Genomic DNA, 26,416 nt, shown 5'->3' with positions numbered 1-26,416 from the left:
CCCCGTCTTGAATACATCGACCGTCCCCGCCCCTTCCCGCCAGCCATGGCCCGTGTTCGTCGCATTCCTGCGGCTCGGCCTCACGTCGTTCGGCGGCCCGGTCGCGCATCTCGGCTACTTCCGCGCCGAATTCGTCACGCGGCGCGGCTGGCTCACCGAGCGCACGTATGCGGATCTCGTCGGGCTGTGCCAGTTCCTGCCGGGGCCCGCGAGCAGCCAGGTCGGGATGGCGATCGGCCTCGCGCGCGCCGGCTATGCGGGAATGTTCGCCGCCTGGCTCGGCTTCACGCTGCCGTCGGCGCTGCTGATGATGCTGTTCGCGCTCGGCGTTCACGCGACGGGCGCGCCGATCGAAGCCGGCGCGCTGCACGGGTTGCGCATCGTGTCGGTCGCGGTGATCGCGCAAGCCGTCTGGGGCATGGCGCGCACGCTGTGCCCGGATGGGCGGCGCGTCACGCTGATGGCCGCGGCCGCGTGCGTCGCGCTGCTCGCGCCGGCCGCGTGGACGCAGATTGCGGTGATCGTCGCGGCCGGTGCGGCCGGTCTCGTCCTGCTGCCGCAGCCGGCGCGCGACGCCCACGAGCCGTTGCCGCTGCACGTATCGCACCGCGCGGGCGTGCTGTGGCTCGCGCTGTTCGCGGCGCTGCTCGTCGCGCTGCCGTTCGCGGCACGCGTGCTCCGCTCCGATACGCTTGCCGTCGTCGATGCGTTCTTCCGCACGGGCGCACTCGTGTTCGGCGGCGGGCACGTGGTGCTGCCGCTGCTGCAGGTGGCCGTGGTCGCGCCCGGCTGGGTCGGCGATTCGGCGTTCCTCGCCGGCTATGGGCTCGCGCAGGCCGTGCCGGGGCCGCTGTTCACGTTCGCGGCATTCCTCGGCGCTTCGCTGCGCGACGCGCCGAACGGCTGGCTCGGCGGCACGATCGCGCTCGTCTCGATCTTCGCGCCGTCGTTCCTGCTCGTTGCCGGCACCGCACCGTTCTGGGAACGCCTGCGCCGCAGCACGCGCATGCAGGCCGCGCTCGCGGGCGTGAACGCGGCCGTCGTCGGGCTGCTGCTCGCCGCGCTCTATCACCCGGTCTGGACCGACACGATCGTGGCGCCGCGCGACCTGGCCGCCGCGCTCGTCGCGTTCGTCGCGCTGACGTTCTGGCGCGTGCCGCCGTGGGCTGTCGTGATCGCGAGCGCGGCGCTCGGCTGGGTGCTCGGCGTCGTCGGCTGATCCGGCAAGCGCGGCACGATCCTGCCCGGCAAAAAACAAAAAAGCCCTCGCAACGAGGGCTTTTTTACGGGGTGCTGCGCGCCGCTACGGCGCGCGACGCACCGGAGGACCTTACGCGAAATTCTTCGCTGCGAAGTCCCAGTTCACGATGTTCCAGAACGCTTCGACGAACTTCGGACGTGCGTTGCGGTAGTCGATGTAGTACGCGTGCTCCCACACGTCGATCGTCAGCAGTGCCTTGTCGGCGGTCGTCAGCGGCGTCGCTGCGTTGCTCGTCGACACGATGTCGAGCGAACCGTCGGCCTTCTTCACCAGCCATGCCCAGCCCGAACCGAACGTGCCGACTGCAGCCTTCGTGAACGCTTCCTTGAATGCGTCGTACGAACCCCACTTCGCGTTGATCGCATCGCCCAGCGCGCCCGTCGGTGCGCCGCCGCCGTTCGGCGACAGGCTGTTCCAGAAGAACGTGTGGTTCCAGATTTGCGCGGCGTTGTTGAAGATGCCGCCCGACGACTTCTTCACGATCTCTTCCAGCGACAGGTTTTCGAATTCCGTGCCCGGGATCAGATTGTTCAGGTTCGTCACATAAGCCTGATGGTGCTTGCCGTAGTGGTACTGGATCGTCTCGAGCGAGATGGTCGGCGCGAGTGCGTCTTCAGCGTACGGGAGCGGCGGGAGCGTATGAGCCATGGCGATTCCTTCGTTGAGTATGTAGGGGGGCTTGTGTTGAATGCTGCCGAGCGTCCGATTGTAGGCGAGGACGAATAACCCCGCAAACTCACGGGCCATTTATCCGCGGTATGCGGAAAAGCGACGTTTGCGCAACGTCCGGCAGGACGAACCGGCGGTACGCAGTATCCGTTCCCGCGCGGGACGCATCCGTTGCGGGACCTTCGTTTCGCTTGCGCCGGTTACGTCAGATCGTATCGGTCAACCGCGGCTGCACGTCGGCGAGCGACACGTCGGCCGAGCCTTCGGCGAGATGCACGGTCAGGCGCCGCTGCGGCTTCAGCGCGCTCGGCGCGCGCACCGCGCGGCCCGTCTGCGCATCGATGAGCGCCGCATAGCCGCGCTCGAGCGTACGCTTCGGGCTCAGCACCTCGAGCCGCGCCGCACAGGCTGACACACGCGCCGTGTCGCGCTCGTGACGGCGCTGCAATGCGAGCGCGAGACGTTGCGACAGCCCTGCGAGCGCCTGGCGCGCCTGTGACGGATCGGGCCGCGCGCGCTGCCAGCGCAACTGCGCGAGCGCGAAGCGCGCGCGTGCGTCGCGCACCGGCCGCGACGCCGCCGACGCGAGCCGCACCGCGAGCTGCTCGACATGCGTGCGCTGCCGCCGCAGCCGCTCGGCCGGGCTCACGAGCCGGCGCGCGAGCCAGTCGAGCTGCTGCGCGCGCTGTTCGAGCCGACGTTCCATGCCGCGCGCGAGCGCACGCTGGCGGTCGCCGACCTCGCGCAGCAGCAGCGCGCGCTGCGGGCTCGCGAGTTCGGCCGCGCCGGTCGGCGTCGGCGCGCGCACGTCGGCCGCGAAGTCCGCGATCGTGAAATCGGTTTCGTGCCCGACGCCGCTGACGATCGGCAGCTCGCTCGCCGCGATCGCGCGCGCCAGCGCCTCGTCGTTGAACGACCACAGATCCTCGATCGAGCCGCCGCCGCGGCAGACCAGCAGCACGTCGACCTCGCGCCGCGCATTCGCGGCCTCGACGGCCGCGACGAGCTTTTCGGCGGAACCGGCACCCTGCACGGGCGCCGGATAGACGATCACCGGAATGTGCGGCGCACGGCGTGCGAGCGTGGTCAGCACGTCGCGCAGCGCGGCTGCCTGCAGCGACGTGACGATGCCGATCGCGCGCGGGTGGGCCGGCAGCGGCCGCTTGCGCTCGGGCGCGAAAAGCCCTTCGCCTTCGAGCTGCGCCTTCAGCCGGAGGAATGCCTCGTACAGGCGCCCCTGCCCGGTGCGCCGCACGGCCTCGACGTTGAGCTGCACTTCGCCGCGCGGCTCGTACATCGTGACGACCGCGCGAACCTCGATCCGGTCGCCTTCGCGCGGCGTGAATTCCGCGTATTGGGCGCGGCCGCGGAACATCACGCAGCGCATCTGCGCCTGCTGGTCCTTGATCGAGAAATACCAGTGGCCGCTCGCGGCGCGCGTGAAATTCGATACTTCGCCCGAAATCCACAGCAGCGGAAACGAACGCTCGAGCATCGTCGAAATCGCGCGATTGAGCGCCGAAACGGGAATCACTTCGTCGCCGCCGCGGGTCGCGCCGGGTGCAGCAAAAGGGGAGTCGGAAGGCATGGACGGTCGGATGAATGCTGGCGGCGACACGATAGTCCGACACACGCGCGGCGTCCAGCACCGCGCGCATGGGTCGCGGCGCTCGAAAGGTGTCCACATTCCGGCAATCGTCCGCCTAAAACGCTTGGAAACCTCTAAAAAAGCCAGACAATTCCCGATAACACATTGATTTTTATATACTTTTAAACCTTTCGAAATGATTCTCATCCGATTCGATGCCCACCGGGCGGGCGTTTGAGGCCATCGACCGGGGCGTTCTTCACAGAGTTATCCACAGCCCGCCGCGATCCGGCCCCGCGGGCTGCGTCGGCCGGTCGCGCTTGCCGCGTCCGCATGCGGCGCGCTAGAGTGCCGCCTTCCGCAGACCCCGCGGCATGCGCCGCCCAACGGAGAATCCGCCTTGACGAATCCGTCCCACGCCTCGGCGCACGACGCGCCGCGCCCGGTCCGATGAGCGCGCCCGGCGGCCCGCTCGCCCGGCTCGAAGCGCGCCTGACACGCGAATGGCAGCGGCGCGGCGCGCTCGCGTGGGCGCTCACGCCGTTCGCATGCGTGTTCGGCCTGTGCGCGGCGCTGCGGCGCACCGCTTATGCGCAGGGCTGGAAGAAACCGGTCGACGTCGGCGTGCCCGTCGTCGTGGTCGGCAACGTGACCGTCGGCGGCACCGGCAAGACGCCGACCGTGATCGCGCTCGTCGACGCGTTGCGCGCGGCCGGCTTCACGCCCGGCGTCGTGTCGCGCGGCTACGGCGCGAACGTGAAAGCGCCGACCGCCGTCACGCCCGCGTCGCACGCGAGCGCGGCCGGCGACGAGCCGCTGCTGATCGCGCGCCGCACCGACGCGCCCGTCTGGGTGTGCCCCGACCGCGTCGCTGCCGCGCAGGCGCTGCGCGCAGCGCATCCGGACGTCGACGTGATCGTCAGCGACGACGGCCTGCAGCACTACCGCCTCGCGCGCACGGTCGAGCTCGTCGTGTTCGACCACCGGCTCGGCGGCAACGGCTTCCTGCTACCGGCCGGCCCGCTGCGCGAGCCGCTGTCGCGGCACCGCGACGCCACGCTCGTCAACGACCCGTACAGCGGCACGCTACCGCCGTGGGCCGACACTTACGCGCTCGCGCTCACACCGGGCGCCGCATGGCACCTCGACCAGCCCGCGCTGCGCCGCCCGCTGTCGCAGTTCGCGAACGAGCGCGTGCTCGCCGCGGCCGGCATCGGCGCGCCGGAACGCTTCTTCGCGACGCTACGCGCGGCCGGTCTGGCGCCGGCGACGCGCGCGCTGCCCGACCACTATGCGTTCGCCGACAATCCGTTCGTCGACGATGCCGTCGATGCGATCCTGATCACCGAGAAGGATGCAGTAAAATTGGGCGCTTCCTGGCGCGACGCTCGACTCTGGGTCGTCCCTGTCGAAGCCGCGCTCGACCCTCGCCTCATTGCCCTCGTTGTGGAGAAACTCCGTGGACGCTCGCCTGCTTGAAATCCTTGTGTGCCCTATCTGCAAAGGCCCGCTCCACTATGACCGCGCCGCGCAGGAGCTGATCTGCAATGCGGACAAGCTCGCCTACCCGATCCGCGACGGCATCCCCGTGATGCTCGTAGACGAAGCGCGCCAGACCGTCGAAGGCACGCCGGTCGACCCGGCCGGCCGCTAAACCGTCAGGCCGCTCGACCGCCGCAATCGCTTGAAGGCGACCCGGCCCCGGCCGGTCGCCGAACGCCGCCAGGCGACCGGCGCCGGACGCGCCACCCGCCCCGTCCCTCTCACCGCTCCCTCCGATGACTCACCCGCAACCCTTCATCGCCGTCATTCCCGCCCGGCTCGCGTCGACGCGCCTCCCGAACAAGCCGCTCGCCGATCTCGGCGGCAAGCCGATGGTCGTGCGCGTCGCCGAGCGCGCGCGCGAAGCGGGCGCGCAGCAGGTGCTCGTCGCGTCCGACGCGCAAAGCGTGCTCGACGCGGCGCGCGATCACGGCTTCGAGGCGGTGCTGACGCGTGCCGACCATCCATCCGGCACCGACCGGCTCGCGGAAGTCGCGGCCACCTTCGGGTGGAGCGACGACACCGTCGTCGTCAACGTGCAGGGCGACGAGCCGCTGATCGACCCCGTGCTCGTGCGCGACGTAGCGTCGCACCTGGCTGCGCATCCGGCCTGCGCGATCGCGACCGCGGCCCACCCGATCCACGATGCAGCCGACGTGTTCAACCCGAACGTCGTGAAGGTCGCGCTCGACGCGCAGAGCGTCGCGCTGTACTTCTCGCGTGCGCCGATTCCGTGGAGCCGCGACGCATACCAGCCGCACTGGCCGGACGTCGCGGCGATGCCGGCCCCTGCATTTCCGGTCTATCGGCACATCGGTCTCTATGCATATCGCGTGCGTTTCCTGCGCACGTATCCGACGCTCGCGCAGGCGCCGATCGAACAGGCCGAGCAGCTCGAACAGCTGCGCGCGCTGTGGCACGGCGAGCGCATCGCAGTGCTGATCACCGGGTCCGCGCCCGAAGCCGGAATCGACACGCCCGCCGATCTCGCGCGCGTGCAGGCCCTTTTTCAGCCGGGTTCAAAATAACCCGTGGCATAATCAAGCGATTGTGCGAGCCGTCCGCGACCAGCGCGTCCTCGCTTGACCCCGCCCGCGGCCCTGCCGGCAGCCGCGCGTCGCCGAAGCCGACGCGCCGCATCAGACCGGTCCGCCGCGCGCCAGGCAAGCCCCGCGCACGTTGTCGCCGGCGCCTTTGCGTCTCGCCACACGAATCTACATACTTGGAGATATCACCATGCGTTTGATCCTGTTGGGCGCGCCCGGCGCGGGAAAGGGCACCCAGGCAAACTTCATCAAGGAAAAATTCGGCATCCCGCAAATCTCGACGGGCGACATGCTGCGCGCGGCCGTGAAGGCCGGCACGCCGCTCGGCATCGAAGCGAAGCGCTTCATGGATGAAGGCAAGCTCGTGACGGACGACCTGATCATCGGCCTCGTCAAGGAACGCCTGAAGGAATCCGATTGCGCGAACGGCTATCTGTTCGACGGCTTCCCGCGCACGATCGCGCAGGCCGATGCGATGAAGGACGCCGGTGTCGCGATCGACTACGTGCTCGAGATCGACGTGCCGTTCTCGGAAATCATCGAGCGCATGAGCGGCCGCCGCACGCACCCGGCATCGGGCCGCACGTATCACGTCAAGTTCAACCCGCCGAAGGTCGAGGGCCACGACGACGTGACGGGCGAACCGCTGATCCAGCGCGACGACGACAAGGAAGAAACCGTCAAGAAGCGCCTCGAAGTGTACGAAGCGCAGACCAAGCCGCTGATCAAGTACTACGGCGACTGGGCGCAGCGCGGCGAGGAAAACGGCCTGAAGGCGCCGCAGTATCGTAAGATCTCGGGCCTCGGCAGCGTCGAGGAAATCCGCGAGCGCGCGTTCGACGCACTGAAGTAAGCACCGCATCGCGCACCGCAAGCCGCCCTTTCCGGGCGGTTTTTTTTCGCCCGGTAAAGCGCCAAGGGCGGTCGACCGCCTTGCATGGGACCTCCCTAAGCGCTAAAGCGCCAAGGGCGGTCGACAAAGGAGACAGTCATGGAGATTCGCGGCAACGTCTTTCTGATCACGGGTGGCGCGTCGGGCCTCGGCGCCGGAACGGCGCGGATGCTCGCGCAGGCCGGCGGCAAGGTCGTGCTCGCCGACCTGAACGAGGCGGCGGGCGTCGCGCTCGCGACCGAGCTGGGCGGTGAATTCGTGTACTGCGACGTGTCGAGCGAAGCCGACGCGCAGGCGGCCGTCGACGCGGCGACGCGCGCGGGCACGCTGCGCGGCCTCGTCAACTGCGCGGGCATCGCGCCCGCCGCGAAGACCGTCGGCAAGGACGGCGCACATCCGCTCGACGTGTTCGCGAAGACGATCAACGTGAACCTCGTCGGCACGTTCAACATGATCCGGCTCGTGGCGGCCGCGATGGCCGCAACCGCGCCGACCGCAGACGGCGAGCGCGGCGTGATCGTCAGTACCGCATCGGTCGCCGCGTTCGACGGGCAGATCGGCCAGGCCGCGTACGCGGCCTCGAAGGCCGGCGTCGCGGGCATGACGCTGCCGATCGCGCGCGACCTGGCGCGCAGTGGCATCCGGGTGATGACGATCGCGCCCGGCCTGTTCGAGACGCCGATGCTGCTCGGCATGCCGCAGGACGTGCAGGACGCGCTCGGCGCAATGGTGCCGTTCCCGCCGCGGCTCGGCAAACCGGCCGAATACGCAATGCTGGTGCGCCAGATCGTCGAGAATCCGATGCTCAACGGCGAAGTGATCCGCCTCGACGGCGCGATCCGGATGCAGCCGAAGTAAGCGCGAATGAAGAACGCCCGCGATGCGGGCGTTCTTCATGCCGGGTTCCGGCCGTCGCGCGACCGGCTCAGTCCTCGTCGTCGCGCTGCATCCGCTGCCGCAATTCGGTCACCTGCGACTCGACGACGGTCGCATCGTCCGCCTCCGGCCGCTCGCCGAGATACTGCTCGAGATCCTCGAGCGCGGGGCGCAGGTAGTCGAGCCGCGCATACGCGAAACCACGGTCACGCACCTCGTCGAGCTGCTCGGGCAACAGGATCACGAGCCGCTGCTGCACCGCGAGCAGCCGCTGCCAGCGTTCCGTCTGCAGATAGATCGTCTTCAGGTTGCGCAGCATCCGCGCGATGATCTCGCGGCTCGTCGCGGGCTGCAGCAGCGCGCGCAACGCGCTGTCGACCGCGCCAGCCGCGCGCGCGACGTACGGCTCGAGCATCTCGACCATCTCGGCTTCCGACAGCGAATGGCCGTTGGTCGGATCGATGATCAGGTCGCCGTCCGGCAGCGTGACGCGCAGCAGGAAATGGCCGGGGAACGATACGCCGCGCGCCGGCACGCCGACCTGCTCGGCGAGCTCCAGATACAGCACCGACAGCGAGATCGGGATCCCGCGCCGCCGTTTCAGCACGGCGTTCAGGTGGCTGTTATCGGGGTCGTAGTAATCGTTGTGATTGCACGCGAAGCCGAGTTCGCGGAAGAAGAAGTCGTTCAGCGCGGCGACGCGGCCTTTCAGGTCCGCATCGTCGGCGAGCCGCTGGCGCAGCCGCGCCGCAAGCATGTCGAGTTCGGCCAGCGTGCCCTGCAGGTCAAGGTCGGGATATGCGTCCTGCGCCAGCGACAGCGCGGTTTCCGTGACGGGCAGGCTGTCGTCGTCGGCCACGAGCGTGCTGAAGTAGTCGAGGACGCGGGTCATAGCGGTCGTCACTTGGCGCGCCTTCTGAAGTAAGCGTATTTGAAGCCCATCACCCACAACATACCGAAATATAGTGCAGCGAACAGCACGAGGCACGCGGCCATCAGCGCGATGCGATCGAGCGGCTGCGAGCGCATCCCGGTCCAGTCGAAGCTGATCGAGAACCAGTGCATCACGCCCGCGAGCACGAGCGTCGCGCCGACGAGCTGCATGAAGAAGCGCAGCCAGCCCGGCGACGGCTGGTAGATGCCGCGCTTGCGCAGCCCGATGAACAGCAGCAGCGAGTTCAGGCACGCGCCGACGCCGATGCTCAGCGTGAGGCCCGCATGGCCGATCAGCGGCACGAACACGTAGTTCGAGATCTGCGTGACGATCAGCACGCCGATCGCGATCTTCACGGGCGTCTTGATGTCCTGCTTCGCATAGAAGCCCGGCGCGAGGATCTTGATCAGGATGATGCCGACCAGGCCGATCCCGTAGGTCGCGAGCGCGCGCGCGACCATCGTGACGGTATGCGCGTCGAACTTGCCGTAGTTGAAGAGCGTCGCGGTGAGCGGCGTCGCGAAGAAGAACAGCGCGAGCGCGCTCGGCGCCGCGAGCAGGAACGTGACGCGCAGCCCCCAGTCGAGCAGCGCCGAATACTCGGTCGAATCGGCGTCGACGTGCGCCTTCGACAGGCTCGGCAGCAGGATCGTGCCGAGCGCGACGCCGAGCAGCGCCGTCGGGAATTCCATCAGACGATCGGCGTAGTTGATCCACGACACGGCGCCCTGCCCGAGCCGCGATGCGATGTTGGTGTTGATGATCAGCGACAGCTGCGCGACCGACACCGCAAACGTCGCGGGCACCATCTTCGCGAGCACGCGCTTCACGCCGGGGTGCCGCAACGCACGCAGCGGGTTGAGGCCGATCAGCGGCACCATGTCGATCTTCTTCAGGCCCGGCAGCTGCACGAGGAACTGCAGCACGCCACCCACGATGACGGCCCACGCGAGCGCGAACACCGGCACCTTCAGGTGCGGCGCGACGAACACGGCCGCGGCGATGAATGCGACGTTGAGCAGCACCGGCGCGAACGCAGGCAGCGAGAAGCTCTTGTACGTGTTCAGCACGCCGGACGCGAGCGTCGTCAGCGAGATGAACACGATGTACGGGAACATGATCTGCGTCATCGTGACCGCGAGCGGGAACGCGTGGCCGTCGGTGTGCAGGCCGGACGCGACCGCGAACACGACCCACGACGCGCCGGCGATCCCGAGGACCGACAGCACGGCAAGCGCCCACGCAAGCACGGTCGACATCGCGTCGACGAGCGCCTTCGTCGCATCGTGCCCCTGCTGGTTCTTGAACTCGGCGAGGATCGGCACGAACGCCTGCGAGAACGCACCTTCCGCAGAAAGGCGGCGCAGCAGGTTCGGGATGCGGAAGGCGACGTAGAACGCGTCGGTGTATTGACTGGCGCCGAACGCACGGGCGATCAGCGTCTCGCGGGCCAGTCCGGTCACGCGCGACAGCAGCGTGAAGCCGCTGACCGTCAGCAGGGCTCGGAATAGATTCATGGGGCGCTTATTATACGGACGTTGCGTGGCCCGGCCACCGCCCGATGCCGAAAAGCGCGCCCGCCGCCGGCGCCCCGCCCGGCGGGTGTCACATCGATCTTGCCACTCGCTTGATTTTGTTGCTATAATCGTCCGTTTCTAGGCCTGTACATGTACGGCAACTGCCGTTTCCATGTTCCGGCCTCGGTTAAAATCACCGTTTTTTTATGCGCCCCTGGGCAATCGTTCTCAGGGGACGGATCGAAAAGCAGCGCTTGGCCGTCAGGCTCCAAGCTCTGGAAACAGGACAGGATAAGGAACCGTCATGGCTAACTCCGCACAAGCACGCAAGCGCGCCCGCCAGGCCGCGAAGGCAAACTCGCACAACTCGGCGCTGCGCTCGAAATTCCGTACCGCGATCAAGTCGGTTCGCAAGGCTGTTGAAGCCGGCGACCAGGCAAAGGCTGCCGAGCTGTTCAAGGCTGCCGTGAAGACGATCGACACGATCGCCGACAAGAAGATCGTTCACAAGAACAAGGCCGCTCGCAGCAAGAGCCGCCTCGCCGCAGCCGTCAAGGGCCTGCAGGCAGCAGCGTAAATCCGGTGCGCCCGCTCACGCGGGCGTTCCTGTTTCCTGCGATCGCAAAAAAGCCCGCCTAGGCGGGCTTTTTTGTTGCCTGTCGTCCGGGCATCGGGTCCGGGCACCGGGGCATCGCGCCGACCGACGACAGTCGGGGCGGGCGCACCAGGCGCCCTCGCCCGCCGGCGTCACCGCATCACTTCTTCGCGCCGTAGTCCGGCAGCTCGCACGCCTCGGTGACGACGAGGTTGTTGTCCTTCGCGAAATTCAGCACGAAATCGAAAGCCATCGGTTCGACATCGCGCAGCCGCGAATCGAGGATCACGCATTTCAGGTCACCGAGCATCGTCGGACGCACGTACAGCGAATACTTGAGACGCGCATTCGGCCCGCTCGCCCCCGGCCCGAAGCAGGCCATCACGCCGGCCAGACGTTCCGACCAGTCGCTCGGGCGAAACTTTTTCCCGTCTTTCGTAATGCCCTGGATAAAGAATTCGGTCGGAGGGGTTTCAGCCATGTGGTTACCCAAGTGACGGCCCGGCGATGCCCAGGCGACAGCGCCTGGATACGCGAACACAAAGCTGGAATCGACGGCGGCACAAGCATTCCGATATCCCGAAAACAGGACGCCGATGCGCGCTGCCGGTGTGCCGCACCGGATTTGTGCAGCGCACAGCTTGTGTCCGGCAGAGCGCGAAGAGGCTTGCCTGCCGGGCTGGAGAAAACTTTTGGATTATACCGCAGCGCGCCATCGCGCGTCGTCCCGACGCCCCCTCCCCGTACCGCCGGCCGCGCGCCGCGATCGTGCCCCGTTTCTCTTCGCGGCTCGTCAAAGCACAGAAAATCCTTTATGCTGCTTTGAGTTATCCACACCCGACGGCGGCGCCGTCCGGCGCCGCTGCCGGGTGAAACCCGCCGTATTTCGCTTCATGACCGCCAAAACCATTCGTCACTACCTGCAGTTCAAGGATTTCTCGCTAGAAGACTACGAGTACGTGCTCGAACGCACGGGTATCCTGAAGCGCAAGTTCAAGAACTACGAGACCTATCACCCGCTGCACGACCGCACGCTCGCGATGATCTTCGAGAAGAGTTCGACGCGCACGCGCCTGTCGTTCGAGGCCGGAATCTTCCAGCTCGGCGGCCACGCCGTCTTCATGAGCACGCGCGACACGCAGCTCGGCCGCGGCGAGCCCGTCGAGGATTCCGCGCAGGTCATCTCGCGGATGGTCGACATCATCATGATCCGCACGTTCGAGCAGGAGGTCATCCAGCGCTTCGCGGAGAACTCCCGCGTGCCGGTGATCAACGGCCTGACGAACGAATACCACCCGTGCCAGGTGCTCGCCGACATCTTCACGTACTACGAGCACCGCGGCCCGATCGCCGGCAAGACCGTCGCGTGGGTCGGCGATGCGAACAACATGCTTTACACGTGGATCGAAGCCGCGCAGATCCTCGGCTTCAAGCTGCGCCTGTCGACGCCGCCCGGCTATGCGCTCGACATGAAGCTCGTGTCGCCCGACAGCGCGCCGTTCTACGAGGTGTTCGACGATCCGAACGAAGCATGCAAGGGCGCCGATCTCGTGACGACCGACGTATGGACGAGCATGGGTTTCGAAGCCGAGAACGAAGCGCGGATGAAGGCGTTCGCCGACTGGTGCGTCGACGAGGAAATGATGGGCCACGCGAACCCGGACGCGCTGTTCATGCACTGCCTGCCCGCGCACCGCGGCGAGGAAGTGACGGCCGGCGTGATCGACGGCCCGCAGAGCGTCGTGTGGGACGAGGCGGAAAACCGCCTGCACGTGCAGAAGGCGCTGATGGAGTTCCTGCTGCTCGGCCGCCTCAAGCACTGACGCGCCGCCGGAATCCGGCAGCAGACGCAAAAAGCGCCGATCGACGATCGGCGCTTTTTGTTTGGGTACGTGAAAACCGGTGCGGCCCCGCGCTACAGGCAGACCGGCTCGGCCTCGAGCTCGACGCCGAATTGCTCGCGCACGTCGGCCTGGATCGCCCGTGCCAGCGCGAGCACGTCGGCGCCCGTCGCGCCGCCGCGATTGACGAGCACGAGCGCCTGGCGGTCGTGCACGGCCGCCGCGCCCAGCGCCCGCCCCTTCCAGCCGCAGCGATCGATCAGCCAGCCGGCCGCGAGCTTCACCTGCCCGTCCGGCTGCGGATACGACACGACATCGGGTACGCGGGCGTGCAGCGCATCGAACTGCGCGGCATCGATCACCGGATTCTTGAAGAAGCTGCCCGCGTTGCCGAGAACGAGCGGATCGGGCAGCTTCGCGCGGCGGATCGCGACGACCGCGTCGAACACGTCGCGCGGCGTCGCCGCATCGGGCGCGATGCCGCGCGCGTCGAGCTCGCGCGTGACGTCCGCGTAGCCGAGCCGCGGCGTCCATTGCCTGGGCAGCCGAAACGTCACCGACACGATCGCGAACCGGCCGCGCCCCTCCCGCTTGAAGAAGCTGTCGCGATAGCCGAACGCGCAGCGCGCGGCGTCGAAGCGCTCGCTGCGCCCCGTAGATAGCTCGACGGCGACCAGCGAATCGAAATACACCTTCATCTCGAGGCCGTACGCGCCGATGTTCTGGATCGGCGCGGCGCCGACGGTGCCCGGGATCAGCGCGAGGTTCTCGAGGCCCGGCATCCCGTGCTCGAGCGTCCACGCGACGAAGTCGTGCCAGTTCTCGCCGCCGCCGGCCTCGACGTACCACGCGTCGCCGTCCTCGCGCACGACGCGGCGGCCCGCGATCTCGTCGAGCAGCACGACGCCGTCGAAATCGCGCGTGAACACGACATTGCTGCCGCCGCCGAGCACGAGCTGCGGCAGGTTCGCGACGCGCGGGTCGCGATGCAGCGCCTCGAACTGCGACGCGTGCGTGATGCGCGCGGCGAAGCGCGCGGTCGCGGCGATGCCGAACGTGTTGTGCGCGGCGAGCGGATGGTCGGGAAGCAGCGACAGGGCGGAATCGTCAGGAGGCATCGGCATTCGCGGTCACGTCGGCCCGGGGCGGCGAATGGCCGGCCTTGGGCAAACGGAGGGGCATCGGTAAAATGGCAAACAGTCCGCAATTATAGCGAGTGCCCGCGCGCGAGCCGGGTGCCCGCATTTCAAGGGAGAATGCCATGCCATCGTTCGACGTCGTTTCCGAAGCGAACATGATCGAAGTGAAGAACGCCATCGAGCAGTCGAACAAGGAAATTTCGACGCGCTTCGACTTCAAGGGCTCCGACGCGCGCGTCGAGCAGAAGGAACGCGAGCTGACGCTGTTCGCCGACGACGATTTCAAGCTCGGCCAGGTCAAGGACGTGCTGATCGGCAAGCTGGCCAAGCGCAACGTCGACGTGCGCTTCCTCGACTACGGCAAGGTCGAGAAGATCGGCGGCGACAAGGTCAAGCAGATCGTCACCGTGAAGAAAGGCGTGACGGGCGATCTCGCGAAGAAGATCGTGCGGCTCGTGAAGGACAGCAAGATCAAGGTGCAGGCGAGCATCCAGGGCGACGCGGTGCGCGTGGCGGGCACGAAGCGCGACGACCTGCAGAGCGTGATCGCGATGCTGCGCAAGGACGTGACCGATACGCCGCTCGACTTCAACAACTTCCGCGACTGATCGCCGGACGATCCGTCCCGTCATCCGGCCGGGCCCCGCACACGCGGCACGCCCGGCGCGCGGCAAGCTCCGCTTCGTCAGGCTTTCCCGCCGTCCTGCGCGCCGCCGTCCGCGGCCGCTTTCTTCTTGTCGCCGATCCGGCTCTCCTGCCCTGCGAGCAGCTTCGAAATGTTGCCGCGATGACGCCACACGAGCAGCACGCTCATCGCGAGCACGGCCCATGCGACCGGGTTGTGGCTCGTGCCGAACAGGAATACGTCGAACACCGGCGCGAACACCGCCGCCACCAGCGCCGCGAGCGACGAATAGCGGAAGAAGAATGCGACGATCAGCCAGGTCAGCGCGGTCGCGAGCCCGAGCACCGGGTGCACGGCGAGCAGCACGCCGGCCGCGGTCGCGACGCCCTTGCCGCCCTGGAAGCGGAAGAACACCGGATACAGGTGGCCGATGAACACGGCGATCGCGACCCATGCGACCGCGACGTCGGGCAGGCCGAAGCGCCGCGCGAGCCAGACGGCAATCCAGCCCTTGAATGCGTCGCCGACGAGCGTCAGGATCGCGGCTTTCTTGTTGCCGCTGCGCAGCACGTTGGTCGCGCCGGGATTCTTCGACCCGTACGAACGCGGGTCGGCCAGGCCCATCGCGGCGCTGACGACGACGGCGAACGACACCGAACCGATCAGGTAGGCAACGAGGGCGGCGAGCAGGATCTGCATGCGGAGGACTCTTCTTTCAACGTATCGGTAAAGGGACGGCTCTGTGCGCGGCAAGCCGAAACGGCGCCCATTCTACCGAACGAGCGCGGCCTGCCACGAAGGTGAAACCCTCAGTCGACGCTCGCGCACTGCACGGGCTGCGCGCCGAGCAGCGACGTGAGCACCGCCGGCGCGAGGCTGACGAGGTAGCCGCGACGGCCGCCGTTCAGGTAGATCGTCGGCAATTCGAGGATCGTCGCCTCGACGTAGACGGGCATCGTCTTGCGCGTGCCGAACGGCGACGTGCCGCCGACGAGATAACCCGAATGGCGGTTCGCGACCTCGGGCTTGCACGGCTCGACGCGCTTCGCGCCGATCTGCCGCGCGAGGTTCTTCGTCGACACGGTGCGGTCGCCGTGCATCAGCACGATCAGCGGCTTCGCGTGTTCGTCTTCCATCACGAGCGTCTTCACGACGCTGTGCTCGTCGACGCCGAGCTGGCGCGCCGATTCGCCGGTGCCGCCGTGTTCGACGTATTCGTACGGATGCTCGCCGAACGTGACGCCGTGGCGGCGCAACAGCTGGGTCGCAGGGGTTTCGGACACGTGTCTGGATTTGCTCATGGCGGCATTCTAATGGCGAACGACCGGCGCGCGCGATGGCGTGCCCGTGCCGGCGGTATACTCGCCGCCCGTTTTCCGCGGGGCGGCCCGCGGCGTCGCCGTGGCGATTCCGCCCATCATCATTGCAGACATCGCGAAACGCTATTGCCCGATTGGCCGATTGTGGCGCGTACATCGTCATGGCACGATCGTTCGCAAACATCGTCACGCTACCGCCCGGCCCTTTTCTGGAGACGCCATGCCCTCGCCCATCCGTTCATCCGAGTCGCTCGACGTCGATGCGCTGCTCGCCGCGCTGCCTGACTGCATCGCCGACGTGCCCGCGCGCTGGGCAGCGCGGGCGCCCGCGCACCCGGCGCTGATCGAGGACGCGCGCCGCCTGTCGTACGGCGACTTGTCGCAGACCGTCGATGCGGCGGCCGCGCGGCTCGCGAGCCTCGGCGTGCAGGGCGGCGACCGCGTGATGATCGTCGCGGAAAACTGCGTCGCGCAGATCGTGCTGCTGTTCGCGGTCGCCCGCGTCGATGCGTGGGCGCTCGTGTCGAACGCGCGGCTGTCTGCCGGCGAACTCGATGCGATCGCCGCGCACGCGCGTCCGAAGCTGATCGCGTTCGCGACGGACGCATCGCCCGACGCACGTGCCCACGCGGCGCGGCGCGGCGCAACACCCGCCGGCGCACTGCCGGTCGACATCGGCGCATGGTCGTATCGCGTCGATGCGAGCGCGCTTGCCGAACCTGTAGCCGCCGACGGTGCCGAGCAATGCGCGGCGCTGATCTACACGACCGGCACGACCGGCGCGCCGAAAGGCGTGATGCTATCGCACCGCAACCTGCTGTTCATCGCGGCGACGTCGAGCACGTTGCGCCGCGTGTCGCCGGACGACGTCGTCTACACGGTGCTGCCCGTGTCGCACGTGTACGGGCTCGCGTCGGTCTGCCTCGGCAGCCTGTACGCGGGCGCAACGCTGCGGCTCGCCCCGCGCTTTGCCCCGGAGGCCGTGCGCGTCGCGCTCGCCGACGAAGGCGTCACGATCTTCCAGGGCGTGCCCGCGATGCACGCGAAACTGCTCGAACACCTTCACACGCACGGCCACGCGTGGCACGCGCCGCGCCTGCGCTTCGCGTATTCGGGCGGCTCGCCGCTCGACGCGAACCTGAAGGCGCGCGTCGAGCGCGTGTACGGCGTGCCGCTGCACAACGGCTACGGGATGACCGAAAGCAGCCCGACGATCACGCAGACGCCGCTCGACGCGCCGCGTGCCGACAGCTCGGTCGGCGTGCCGATTCCGGGCGTCGACATGCGGATCGTCGCGCCGGACGGCACCGACGTGCCGCAAGGCGAGGTCGGCGAGATTCGCGTGCGCGGGCCGAACGTGATGCTCGGCTACTACCGCAACGCGGACGCCACGCGCGCGGCCGTGTCGCCGGACGGCTGGCTGAGCACCGGCGATCTCGCGCGGCAGGACGCGGACGGCGCGGTGACGATCGCGGGCCGCAGCAAGGAACTGATCATCCGGTCCGGCTTCAACGTGTATCCGGTCGAAGTCGAACAGGTGCTGAATGCGCATCCGGAAGTCGTGCAGGCGGCCGTCATCGGCCGCGCGGTCGAAGGCAACGAGGAAGTGCTCGCGTTCGTCGAGCTGGTGCCCGGCGCGGCGGCGGACGAAGCGGCATTGCACGCATGGTGCGCGGAGCGATTGGCGCCTTACAAACGCCCTGCTCACATCCGCGTGCTCGACGCATTGCCGGCCGCATCGACCGGCAAGGTGCTGAAGCACAAGCTGCGCGACCTGGCCTGACGCCGACCGGCGCGCGCAGCGAAGAACGCGCCGTGCCGGAATCGCGCGCCCCCCGAACGCTAGCCGCGCGGATGGTGTTGCGCGTGCAGCGTCCTCAGCCGCTCGCGCGCGACGTGCGTATAGATCTGCGTGGTCGAGATGTCGCTGTGGCCGAGCAGCAACTGCACGACGCGCAGGTCGGCGCCGTGGTTCAGCAGGTGTGTCGCGAACGCATGCCGCAGCGTGTGCGGCGACAGGTGCGCGCGCACGTCGGCCTGCTGCGCGTGGCGCTTGATGATGTTCCAGAACTGCTGGCGCGTCATTCCGTCGCCGCGCGCGGTCACGAACAGCGCATCGGCCGCGCGTGCGCCGAGCAGCGCCGGCCGCGCACTGCGCAGGTAGCGCTCGATCCAGCCGTGCGCGACTTCGCCGAACGGCACGAGCCGCTCCTTCGAGCCCTTGCCCATCACGCGCACGACACCCTCGTTGAGGCCGACCTCGACGGTCTTCAGCGTCACGAGCTCGCTCACGCGCAACCCGCTCGCGTACATCAGCTCGAGCATCGTGCGATCGCGCAAGCCGAGCGGCGTGTCGATGTCGGGCGCACCGAGCAGCGCCTCGACCTGCGCCTCGGACAGCGTCGACGGAAACCGGGCCGCCTGTTTCGCGGACGTAATCCGCAGCGTCGGGTCCGCGCTTGCACGATGCTCGCGCACGGCCCAGCCGTAATAGCGACGGAACACCGACAGTCGCCGGTTGGACGACGTCGCCTTGCCGTCGCTGCGCGCGGCGATATAGCCCGTCACCATCGCCTCGTCGGCCGCATCGAGTGGCGCGTCGTGCGTCGCGGCCAGCCATCGGGAAAACAGCACCAGATCGCGCCGGTACGCGTCGAGCGTGTTGCGCGAGAGCCCGTGCTCGAGCCACAGCGCATCGCAGAACACGTCGATCGACGCGCGGCTCGCAAGCAGCGCGGGCGATGCCGCGGCGGCATCGTCGTCGGCTTCGGGGGAAATCAGCGGTTCGCTCATCGGTACGGCACGCCCTCGTGCGCCAGCAGCCAGCGCTTCACCTTCTGGTAATAACCGTTGTCGTCGTGGTTCGCGAAGCCGCCGAGGCCGCCTGCCGCGACGACGCGGTGGCATGGGATCACGAGCGGAAAGTAGTTCGCGCCGCACGCCTGGCCGACCGCGCGCGGCGCGCTGCCGATCCGCTTCGCGACCTGGCCGTAGGTCAGCACCGTGCCGGGCGGGATATCGCTGATCACGTCCCACACGCGGTGCTGGAACGCGCTGCCGACTTCGGCGAGCGGCAGGTCGAAGCGCGCCGACGCACGCTCGAAATAACGTTCGATCTGCTGGACCGCGCGCTTCGCGAGCGGCGAATCCGGATCGACCGACATCACCGATTCGGGCAGATAGACGATCTCGCGCACCACCGCGGCGTCCGTGCGGATGCCGACCTTGCCGAACGGCGCGTCGATGACTGCATTGAACATTGCCCTCTCCTGAGCGATGGATGGCGCGGCACCGCCGCGCGCCGACGACACTTTACGCCGCCTTCACGCGGCGCGCAGCGCCCATTCGACATGCTCGCGCACGACCGGCGACGGATCGTCGGCCCGCGCGCGCAACGCGGCGACGATCGCGTCGCGCGCCTGCGGCGAAAGCCGGTCCGCGCTCGCGCGCAGCGCATTGCCGAGCCCGACCGCGAGATTGCGCAGCCAGCTTTCGTAGCCGATGCGCCGGATCGCGCTGCCCTGCATCCGCGTATCGAACGCTTCCGCGTCCCACCCGAACAGCTCGACGAGCGTCGCGCGGTCGAGGCCGTGCCGCACGTCGAAATCGGCGACGGGCGCGGCCTGCGCGAACTTGTTCCACGGGCACACGAGCTGGCAGTCGTCGCAGCCGTACACGCGATTGCCGATCATCGGCCGCAGCGGCTCGGGGATGCTGCCTTTCAGCTCGATCGTCAGGTACGAGATGCAGCGGCGCGCATCGACGCGGTACGGCTCGACGATCGCGCCGGTCGGGCATGCGTCGATGCAGCGCGTGCAATTGCCGCAGTGCGCGCCGGGAGCCTCGGGTGCGGTATCGGGCGACGTGTGCGCGTCGGTCGGCAGCGGAATATCGACGTAGATCTCGCCGAGGAAGAACAGCGAACCCGCGTCGCGCTGCAGCAGCAGCGTGTGCTTGCCGCGCCAGCCGACGCCGGCCTTCTGCGCGAGCTCGACCTCGAGCACGGGCGCCGAGTCGGTGAACACGCGGTAGCCGAACGCGCCGATCTCGCGCTCGATGCGCTCGGCGAGCGTCTGCAGCCGGTTGCGCAGCACCTTGTGATAGTCGCGGCCGCGCGCATAGATCGACACGACGGCCGCCTGCGGATCGTCGAGCCGCGCCCGTTCGCGTGCGCGCCAGTCGTGCGGCGCGAGCGCGCCGGGCTCGCCGTCGGGTGCGCCGGCGGCGAGCGTTTCGGCCGGCAGGTAGGCGAGCCGCACGGAAATCACGCGTCGCGTACCGGCCACAAGTTCGGCCGGCCGCGCGCGTTTCATCCCATGTTTCGCCATATAATCCATTTCGCCGTGGTATCCGGCTTCCAGCCAGGCGGCGAGGCCTGCTTCGGCATCCGAGAGATCGGTATCGCTGATGCCGATCGCCCCGAAACCCAATTCGCGCCCCCACGCCCTGATGCGCGCGGCGAGCGCAGTCAAGGCCGCATCGTCGAGCGCGCACGGCGCCGCGCCTTCGGCATGAGTCGAAGGCCTGTCGGATGCGGCGAGTTCCGGTAATCGGTTCATCGCACTATTTTACGAGAATGCCAGCCACGTCCCATACGCCTCATGCCGCCACGCTGCCGGCCCCGCTCGCGGAGCGCGTGATCGCGCTCGCCGACGAAGCGGCGACCGAGGCCTTCGGCACGCGCTTCGCGCATGCGCTCGACGCGGCGCGCATCGATCTCGCCAGCGCGCACGCGTTCGACGGGCTGCAGATCCAGCTGGTCGGCGATCTCGGCGCGGGCAAGACGAGCCTCGTGCGCGCGATCCTGCGCGGCCTCGGCCACCAGGGACGCGTGCGCAGCCCGACCTATACGCTCGTCGAGCCGTACGCGCTCGAACGCAGCGATGGGGAACTCGAGGTCTATCACTTCGATCTGTATCGATTCAACGATCCGGCCGAATGGTCCGACGCAGGCTTTCGCGAATATTTCAATTCCAGCGCGATCTGCCTCGTCGAATGGCCGCAACAGGCGGGCGTGCTGCTCGGCGTGCCCGATCTGGTCTTCTCGCTCGACGTGGATGGCGACGGCCGCGCTCTCACCGTCCGGGCGTACAGCGCTTCAGGAAAGGCATGTCTCGAAAGATGTTGATCAAACCGTTCCGCTCGATCGAATCGGCGGCCACCGCGACGCATAACTGGCGGCGCCGCCAGATCCTGCGCGCGGGCGCGTCGACGCTGGTGCTCGGCCTCGTCGCCCCGCGGCTCGCGCACGCGTCGTCGGTGCTCGGCGTGCGCGTGTGGCCCGCGCGCGATTACACGCGCGTCACGATCGAATCCGACCAGCCGCTGCAGAATAGCCAACAACTGCTGCAGGGTCCCGACCGTCTCGTCGTCGACCTGAGCGGCCTCGATCTCGACCAGGCGCTGCGCGACCTCGTGTCGAAGATCGCACCGAACGATCCGCAGATCCAGTCGGTGCGCGTCGGCCAGTACCAGCCGCACGTCGTGCGGATGGTGTTCGACCTGAAAGGCTCGGTGAAGCCGCAGGTGTTCACGCTGCCGCCGGTCGGCACCTACAAGTACCGGCTCGTGTTCGACCTGTATCCGGCCGTCGCGCCCGATCCGCTGACCGACCTGATCGCGCAGACGGAACGCAAGGAACAGGCGCTCAACGACACGGCGCGCGCGCAGCAGATGCAGCCGCCGAGCGCGCTGAACGGGCCGGCCACGCCGCCCGTCGCGGGCAACGACAACAGCGACGCGTTCTTCCAGCGCTTCGCGCAGAACACGCCGGCCACGCCGCACACGCCGCCCGCTACCGGCACGCCTGCGACGCCCGCGAAGCCGGCCGTCAAGCCGCCGCCCGTCATCGCGCGCCGCGACGACAGCGACGACGACGGCGACACCTACAAGTTCACCGCGCCGAAATCCGGCAAGGGCGGCACCGTGCGCCTGCTGACGGTCGCGATCGATCCGGGCCACGGCGGCGAGGATCCGGGCGCGATCGGCGGCGGCGGCACGTACGAGAAGCACATCGCGCTCGACATCGCGAAGAAGCTGCGTGCGAAGATCGACGGCGCGCCGAACATGCGCGCGATGATGACGCGCGACGCCGACTTCTTCGTGCCGCTGAACGTGCGCGTGCAGAAGGCGCGCCGCGTGGGCGCCGATCTCTTCGTGTCGATCCACGCGGACGCGTTCACGACGCCGTCCGCGCGCGGCTCGTCGGTGTTCGCGCTATCCGATCACGGCGCGTCGAGCGCCGCGGCGCGCTGGCTCGCGAACAAGGAGAATTCGTCGGACCTGATCGGCGGCATCAACATCAAGACGCAGGACGCGGCCGTGAGCCGCGCGCTGTTCGACATGTCGACGACCGCGCAGATCCGCGATTCGATGCGCTACGGCAACTACGTGCTGAAGGAAGTCGGCGGCATCAACAAGCTGCACAAGGGCTCGGTCGAACAGGCCGGGTTCGCGGTGCTGAAGGCGCCCGACATTCCGTCGATCCTCGTCGAGACCGCGTTCATCAGCAACCCGGACGAAGAGCGCAGGCTCAACGACGACAGCTATCGCGACGAGATGGCCGACGCGATCTTCCGCGGCATCAAGCGTTATTTCGCCGCGAATCCGCCGCTCGCGAAGAACCGGATGGCCTGACGGCCGTACCCGGCCACCCCGCCCCGCCGCCGGCACGCAGCGCGCGCCGGCGCGTCACGACGCCGCGAAGCGGCGCATCAGTTTCCCGCCGAACACGTTCACCGCGAGCCCGCCCATCACGAGCGCCGCACCGAGCAGTTGCGCGCGCGTCAGGTGCTCGTCGAGCAGCAGCGCCGACGACGCGAGCCCGACGATCGGCACCAGCAGCGAAAATTGCGCGACCTGCGCGGCCGGGTAGCGCGACATCAGGCGGCTCCACAGCCCGTAGCCGAGCAGCGTCGCGACGAACGCGAGATAGACGACCGCGAAGATCGACGCACCGTCGAGCCCGGCGAGCGCGGTCGCGATCCGCTGCGGCCCTTCGAACCACAGCGACAGCAGGAAGAACGGTACGGGCGGCACGAGGCTCGCCCATACGACGAGCGACACGAGGTTCGCTTTCCCGACCTTCTTCGTGACGATGTTGCCGACCGCCCACATCGCAGCCGAGCAGATCGTCAGCAGGAAACCCGCGAGCGTCATCGCACGGCCGCCCTGCGCCGCGATCACGACGAGCCCGCCCGCGGCGATCGCGAGCCCGACCAGGTTCTGCACGCGCAGCCGCTCGCCGAGGAACAGCATCGCGAACACCAGCGTGAAAAACGCCTGCGACTGCAGCACGAGCGACGCGAGGCCGGCCGGCATGCCGACGTACATGCCGGTGAACAGGAACACGAACTGGCCGAGCTGGATCGTCGCGCCGTACAGCACCAGCAGGCGCCACGGAATCTGCGGCCGGCGCACGAAGAACACCGCGGGCACGGCCGCGAGCGTGAAGCGCAGCGCGCCGAGCAGCATCGGCGGCATCCCGTGCAGGCCGACCTTGATCACGACGAAGTTAACGCCCCACGCCAGGATCACGACCAGCGCGAGCAGCAAGTCCTTCGGGGCCATCATCGGCGTCTCCTCGATTGTCGAATCGTTGTTCCGAAGCGCGTCAGTCTACCGGGTTTCGCCGCCCGGCCCGATACCCGCGCGGCGCGCATGGAATCGTCGGCGGGCGGCTATTACAATGACCTGCATCCCCATTGCATCACCGGACCCGCCATGACCGACTCGATCAAAGCCCTGCTGAAGCCGCACGTGCGCGACATCGGCAACCTGCAGGTGCGCCGCACGCTGCCCGCGCTCGCCGCGCGCCTCGTCGGCCCGTTCATCTTCTTCGATCACATGGGGCCTGCCACGCTGCCGGCCGGCACCGGGCTCGACGTGCGCCCGCATCCGCATATCGGGCTCGCGACCGTCACCTACCTGTTCGACGGCGCGATCCTGCACCGCGACAGCCTCGGCTCGCGGCAGGAAATCGTGCCGGGCGACGTGAACTGGATGACGGCCGGCCGCGGGATCGTCCACTCCGAACGCACGCCCGACGCGCAGCGCGCAAACGGCCACACCGTGCACGGCATCCAGACCTGGGTGGCGCTGCCGCGCGCGCACGAAACCACCGAGCCGTCGTTCGAGCACCATGCGGCCGACACGCTGCCGAAGCGCGACGAAGACGGCGTGTCGCTGACGGTGATCGCCGGCGATGCGTTCGGGCTGCGCTCGCCGGTCACGACGTTCTCGCGCACGCTGTATGTCGCAGCCGAATTCGCGGCCGGCGGCCGCATCGAACTCGACGCGTCGCACGAGGAGCGCGCGGTCTACGTGGTCGACGGCGATCTCGCGATCGACGGCACGCCGGTTCCGGCCGAGCAGATGGCCGTGCTCGCGCCGGGCGCGGCGGTCACGCTGACGAGCGCCCGCGGCGCGCGCGCGATGCTGCTCGGCGGTGACAAGATCGACGGCGAGCGTTTCATCGAATGGAATTTCGTCGCCAGCAGCCGCGACGCGATCGCGCGCGCGAAGGAAGCCTGGACGCGCCAGGAAATGGGCAAGGTGCCGGGCGAGACCGAGTGGATTCCACTGCCCGAGTCGAAGCCGCGTTGAAAAACGGGCGCGCCGCCCCCATCCTGACGATATTCGAACGGAAGAGAACGACATGGACACCACGCTTGCCACATTCGAGAAAGACGTCATCGAGGCGTCGCTGGACACGCCCGTGCTGGTCGACTTCTGGGCGCCGTGGTGCGGCCCCTGCAAGACGCTCGGCCCGCTGCTCGAAAAACTCGAAGCCGATTACAACGGCCGCTGGAAGCTCGTGAAGGTCAACGTCGACGAGAACCAGGAACTCGCCGCGCACTTCCAGACGCGCAGCATCCCGCACGTGATCGCGTTCGCGGACGGGCGCCCGGTCGACCAGTTCGTCGGCGTGCTGCCCGAAGGGCAATTGCGCGCGTTCCTCGACCGGCTGCTGCCGGCGCCCGAGGAAGCCGAACGCCGCGCCGCGCAGTACGCAATGGCCGAATCGCGCTACGACGACGCGCTCACGCACCTCGAAGCGGCGCTCGCGCTGAACCCCGGTTTCGACGACGCACGCCTCGACCTGATCGAACTGCTGCTCGCGAACAACCAGGTCGAAGTCGCACGCGCCGAGGCCGAGCGCCTGTCGCCGCAGATCGTGGAAGGAGGCGATCCACGCTACCAGGCGATCAAGACCCGTTTCGACGCGCTCGACGCAACGGCCGACCTGCCGCCGACCGACGCGCTCGAAGCCCGTATCGCAGCGAACCCGGGCGATCTCGACGCGCGCTTCGACCTCGCGCAGAGCCTGATCGCGCGGCGCGAGTATGAAGGCGCGCTGGAGCAGTTGCTGGAAATCGTGCTGCGCGATCGCGCGTATGGCGACGATCTCGGCCGCAAGACGATGATTTCGGTGTTCGAGCTGGCGGGCGACCGCCCCGATATCGTCGCCGGATGGCGGCGCAAGCTGAGCATGGCGCTCAACTGACGAACGACCGGCAGGGCCGCAACGGCCCGGCCGGTCGCCGTATCGCTGGCAGCGCATGTCCCGCGCCGCAGCATGAAGCAACGCCCGCGCGTCGCCGATCAGCCCGCGGCCTGCGCCGCAATCGCGCGCAGCGCATGCGCGGCGGCCGCGAAGCCGAAGCTCGCGGTCACGCACACGCTCGAACCGAATCCCGCACAGTTGAGCCCCGCGACGTGCGCGACCGTGGACGGCTCGGCGCCGTCCTCGATGTCGCATGCGGCCGCTTCCGGGTAGATCAGCGGCTCGTCCGAATACACGGCGCTGATCTTGAAACGCGCCTTCGGCCCGCGCGGAAATCCGTGCTGCTTGCGCAACTGCGCACGCACCTTCGACAGCAATGGATCCTGGATCGTCAGCGCGAGATCGTCGATCCGGATGCGCGTCGGGTCGAGTTGCCCGCCCGCGCCGCCGACCGTGACGAGCGGCTGCCGCTTCGCGATGCACCATGCGATCAGCGCGACCTTCGTGCGCACGCTGTCGATCGCGTCGATCACGTAGTCGAAACCGCCGCCGAGCAGCGCGTCGAAGTTGTCGGGCTCCGCGAAATCCTCGATCCGGTTCACGCGGCACGCGGGATCGATCAGCGCGATCCGCTCGGCCATCGCGTCGACCTTCGGCTTGCCGTAATTGCCGTCGAGCGCATGGATCTGCCGGTTCGTATTGCTTTCCGCGACGTTGTCGAGATCGATCAGCGTCAATGTACCGATCGCGCTGCGCGCGAGCGCCTCGGCCGTCCACGACCCGACGCCGCCGATCCCGATCACCGCGACATGCGCACGCTCGAAAGCGGCGGCCGCCGGCGCGCCATACAGCCGCGCGACGCCGCCGAAACGCCGTTCGCGATCCACGTCAAGCTGGATTGCCGGGGTCGGGGTAAGATCAGAAGAACTGGGCGGGGCAGTGTCGGCAGCGGACATGGCAGCAAGGAAAACGTAAGTCGAGCAGCCCTCTATTTTGCCTGAACTCCCCGCTCCCACGCGCCACTGTGCACGCACGATTCTTGCGCGTTCGCTATACTGGCCCCAGAT

General features: G+C 68.3%; 27 protein-coding genes. 14 read left to right on the top strand and 13 right to left on the bottom strand.

Annotated features, from left to right (window positions below; genetic code table 11):
• Window positions 1–7: 7 nt before the first annotated feature.
• A complete protein-coding gene (gene chrA, locus ACNQQL_RS27925) occupies window positions 8–1,219 on the top strand; it encodes a chromate efflux transporter (RefSeq protein ID WP_347067199.1) in 1,212 nt (403 codons plus the stop codon).
• A gap of 111 nt (window positions 1,220–1,330) precedes the next feature.
• Here chrA and sodB read toward each other — a convergent pair whose 3' ends face one another.
• Both sodB and xseA read right to left on the bottom strand, forming a co-directional pair.
• Complete coding sequence (gene sodB, locus ACNQQL_RS27920; protein ID WP_011352986.1) at window positions 1,331–1,909, bottom strand: superoxide dismutase [Fe]; 579 nt, start codon at window positions 1,907–1,909, stop codon at window positions 1,331–1,333.
• Window positions 1,910–2,135: 226 nt separating this feature from the next.
• On the bottom strand, window positions 2,136–3,518 hold the full coding sequence (xseA, locus tag ACNQQL_RS27915) for an exodeoxyribonuclease VII large subunit (RefSeq protein WP_347067196.1): 1,383 nt from the start codon (window positions 3,516–3,518) through the stop codon (window positions 2,136–2,138).
• Between the two features lie 450 nt (window positions 3,519–3,968).
• Here xseA and lpxK point away from each other — a divergent pair, with 450 nt between their 5' ends.
• From lpxK to ACNQQL_RS27890, 5 genes are all read left to right on the top strand, one after another.
• Entirely contained in the window at window positions 3,969–4,997 is a 1,029-nt protein-coding gene (lpxK, locus tag ACNQQL_RS27910; RefSeq protein WP_347067194.1) for a tetraacyldisaccharide 4'-kinase, read from the top strand.
• On the top strand, window positions 4,978–5,172 hold the full coding sequence (locus ACNQQL_RS27905) for a Trm112 family protein (protein ID WP_010090898.1): 195 nt from the start codon (window positions 4,978–4,980) through the stop codon (window positions 5,170–5,172). Before lpxK ends, ACNQQL_RS27905 begins: the two co-directional genes overlap by 20 nt.
• Before the next feature lie 124 nt (window positions 5,173–5,296).
• Window positions 5,297–6,088, top strand: a complete 792-nt coding sequence (gene kdsB / locus ACNQQL_RS27900) for a 3-deoxy-manno-octulosonate cytidylyltransferase (RefSeq protein WP_347067190.1) — start codon at window positions 5,297–5,299, stop codon at window positions 6,086–6,088.
• A gap of 208 nt (window positions 6,089–6,296) precedes the next feature.
• Window positions 6,297–6,959 (top strand): adenylate kinase, encoded by a 663-nt coding sequence (gene adk / locus ACNQQL_RS27895; protein ID WP_034178848.1) that lies wholly within the window; start codon window positions 6,297–6,299, stop codon window positions 6,957–6,959.
• Between the two features lie 138 nt (window positions 6,960–7,097).
• Window positions 7,098–7,856: an SDR family NAD(P)-dependent oxidoreductase gene (locus tag ACNQQL_RS27890; RefSeq protein ID WP_347067188.1), complete on the top strand. Its 759-nt coding sequence runs from the start codon at window positions 7,098–7,100 to the stop codon at window positions 7,854–7,856.
• 67 nt (window positions 7,857–7,923) lie between these two features.
• On the opposite strand, the gene ACNQQL_RS27885 is transcribed toward ACNQQL_RS27890, so the two are convergent.
• Both ACNQQL_RS27885 and murJ read right to left on the bottom strand, forming a co-directional pair.
• A complete protein-coding gene (locus tag ACNQQL_RS27885) occupies window positions 7,924–8,766 on the bottom strand; it encodes a SirB1 family protein (protein ID WP_347067186.1) in 843 nt (280 codons plus the stop codon).
• Between the two features lie 8 nt (window positions 8,767–8,774).
• Window positions 8,775–10,325, bottom strand: coding sequence for a murein biosynthesis integral membrane protein MurJ (gene murJ, locus ACNQQL_RS27880; RefSeq protein ID WP_347067184.1), 1,551 nt, complete (start codon window positions 10,323–10,325; stop codon window positions 8,775–8,777).
• A gap of 304 nt (window positions 10,326–10,629) precedes the next feature.
• On the opposite strand from murJ, the gene rpsT reads away from it, so the two are divergent.
• Entirely contained in the window at window positions 10,630–10,902 is a 273-nt protein-coding gene (rpsT, locus tag ACNQQL_RS27875; protein WP_006482211.1) for a 30S ribosomal protein S20, read from the top strand.
• A 178-nt stretch (window positions 10,903–11,080) separates the two neighbouring features.
• On the opposite strand, the gene ACNQQL_RS27870 is transcribed toward rpsT, so the two are convergent.
• On the bottom strand, window positions 11,081–11,401 hold the full coding sequence (locus tag ACNQQL_RS27870) for a DUF3579 domain-containing protein (protein WP_069248689.1): 321 nt from the start codon (window positions 11,399–11,401) through the stop codon (window positions 11,081–11,083).
• A 412-nt stretch (window positions 11,402–11,813) separates the two neighbouring features.
• Between ACNQQL_RS27870 and argF the strand changes: the two genes are divergently transcribed.
• The gene (argF, locus tag ACNQQL_RS27865; RefSeq protein ID WP_034178853.1) at window positions 11,814–12,743 is read left to right on the top strand and encodes an ornithine carbamoyltransferase; all 930 of its coding nucleotides are present in this window, start codon (window positions 11,814–11,816) and stop codon (window positions 12,741–12,743) included.
• A 92-nt stretch (window positions 12,744–12,835) separates the two neighbouring features.
• Here argF and murB read toward each other — a convergent pair whose 3' ends face one another.
• Window positions 12,836–13,885, bottom strand: a complete 1,050-nt coding sequence (gene murB, locus ACNQQL_RS27860; RefSeq protein ID WP_347067181.1) for a UDP-N-acetylmuramate dehydrogenase — start codon at window positions 13,883–13,885, stop codon at window positions 12,836–12,838.
• Between the two features lie 137 nt (window positions 13,886–14,022).
• Between murB and ACNQQL_RS27855 the strand changes: the two genes are divergently transcribed.
• Entirely contained in the window at window positions 14,023–14,508 is a 486-nt protein-coding gene (locus ACNQQL_RS27855) for a YajQ family cyclic di-GMP-binding protein (protein ID WP_011885818.1), read from the top strand.
• Between the two features lie 77 nt (window positions 14,509–14,585).
• Here the strand turns inward: ACNQQL_RS27855 and plsY are convergent, their stop codons facing one another.
• Both plsY and ybaK read right to left on the bottom strand, forming a co-directional pair.
• The gene (gene plsY / locus ACNQQL_RS27850; protein WP_034178855.1) at window positions 14,586–15,224 is read right to left on the bottom strand and encodes a glycerol-3-phosphate 1-O-acyltransferase PlsY; all 639 of its coding nucleotides are present in this window, start codon (window positions 15,222–15,224) and stop codon (window positions 14,586–14,588) included.
• A 110-nt stretch (window positions 15,225–15,334) separates the two neighbouring features.
• Window positions 15,335–15,826: a Cys-tRNA(Pro) deacylase gene (gene ybaK / locus ACNQQL_RS27845; protein ID WP_347067178.1), complete on the bottom strand. Its 492-nt coding sequence runs from the start codon at window positions 15,824–15,826 to the stop codon at window positions 15,335–15,337.
• 238 nt (window positions 15,827–16,064) lie between these two features.
• On the opposite strand from ybaK, the gene ACNQQL_RS27840 reads away from it, so the two are divergent.
• Window positions 16,065–17,627: a class I adenylate-forming enzyme family protein gene (locus tag ACNQQL_RS27840; protein WP_347067176.1), complete on the top strand. Its 1,563-nt coding sequence runs from the start codon at window positions 16,065–16,067 to the stop codon at window positions 17,625–17,627.
• Between the two features lie 59 nt (window positions 17,628–17,686).
• Here ACNQQL_RS27840 and xerD read toward each other — a convergent pair whose 3' ends face one another.
• The 3 genes from xerD to queG all read right to left on the bottom strand — a co-directional run bounded on the left by xerD (window position 17,687) and on the right by queG (window position 20,403).
• Window positions 17,687–18,637 carry a site-specific tyrosine recombinase XerD gene (gene xerD / locus ACNQQL_RS27835; protein ID WP_347067174.1) on the bottom strand — a complete coding sequence of 317 codons (951 nt, stop codon included), beginning with the start codon at window positions 18,635–18,637 and terminating at the stop codon, window positions 17,687–17,689.
• Window positions 18,634–19,104 carry a methylated-DNA--[protein]-cysteine S-methyltransferase gene (locus ACNQQL_RS27830; RefSeq protein WP_347067172.1) on the bottom strand — a complete coding sequence of 157 codons (471 nt, stop codon included), beginning with the start codon at window positions 19,102–19,104 and terminating at the stop codon, window positions 18,634–18,636. Before ACNQQL_RS27830 ends, xerD begins: the two co-directional genes overlap by 4 nt.
• A 63-nt stretch (window positions 19,105–19,167) precedes the next feature.
• Window positions 19,168–20,403, bottom strand: coding sequence for a tRNA epoxyqueuosine(34) reductase QueG (queG, locus tag ACNQQL_RS27825; protein ID WP_347067170.1), 1,236 nt, complete (start codon window positions 20,401–20,403; stop codon window positions 19,168–19,170).
• 17 nt (window positions 20,404–20,420) lie between these two features.
• Here queG and tsaE point away from each other — a divergent pair, with 17 nt between their 5' ends.
• On the top strand, window positions 20,421–20,972 hold the full coding sequence (gene tsaE / locus ACNQQL_RS27820; RefSeq protein WP_347067168.1) for a tRNA (adenosine(37)-N6)-threonylcarbamoyltransferase complex ATPase subunit type 1 TsaE: 552 nt from the start codon (window positions 20,421–20,423) through the stop codon (window positions 20,970–20,972).
• Window positions 20,954–22,480 (top strand): N-acetylmuramoyl-L-alanine amidase, encoded by a 1,527-nt coding sequence (locus ACNQQL_RS27815; protein ID WP_347067166.1) that lies wholly within the window; start codon window positions 20,954–20,956, stop codon window positions 22,478–22,480. The genes tsaE and ACNQQL_RS27815 overlap by 19 nt, the downstream gene beginning before the upstream one ends.
• 54 nt (window positions 22,481–22,534) lie before the next feature.
• On the opposite strand, the gene ACNQQL_RS27810 is transcribed toward ACNQQL_RS27815, so the two are convergent.
• Complete coding sequence (locus ACNQQL_RS27810) at window positions 22,535–23,413, bottom strand: EamA family transporter (protein ID WP_347067215.1); 879 nt, start codon at window positions 23,411–23,413, stop codon at window positions 22,535–22,537.
• Between the two features lie 153 nt (window positions 23,414–23,566).
• Here ACNQQL_RS27810 and ACNQQL_RS27805 point away from each other — a divergent pair, with 153 nt between their 5' ends.
• Complete coding sequence (locus ACNQQL_RS27805; RefSeq protein WP_204424302.1) at window positions 23,567–24,448, top strand: pirin family protein; 882 nt, start codon at window positions 23,567–23,569, stop codon at window positions 24,446–24,448.
• Between the two features lie 52 nt (window positions 24,449–24,500).
• Window positions 24,501–25,349, top strand: a complete 849-nt coding sequence (gene trxA / locus ACNQQL_RS27800) for a thioredoxin (RefSeq protein WP_347067163.1) — start codon at window positions 24,501–24,503, stop codon at window positions 25,347–25,349.
• A 98-nt stretch (window positions 25,350–25,447) separates the two neighbouring features.
• Here trxA and tcdA read toward each other — a convergent pair whose 3' ends face one another.
• A complete protein-coding gene (tcdA, locus tag ACNQQL_RS27795; protein ID WP_347067161.1) occupies window positions 25,448–26,305 on the bottom strand; it encodes a tRNA cyclic N6-threonylcarbamoyladenosine(37) synthase TcdA in 858 nt (285 codons plus the stop codon).
• Window positions 26,306–26,416: the final 111 nt, after the last annotated feature.

It is taken from the genome of Burkholderia sp. LFS061 (genome assembly GCF_047978125.1).
GTDB classification, from domain to species: domain Bacteria; phylum Pseudomonadota; class Gammaproteobacteria; order Burkholderiales; family Burkholderiaceae; genus Burkholderia; species Burkholderia pyrrocinia_C.
Note: the sequence above shows the minus strand (reverse complement) of the source record. Positions and strands in the feature narration are given on the sequence as shown.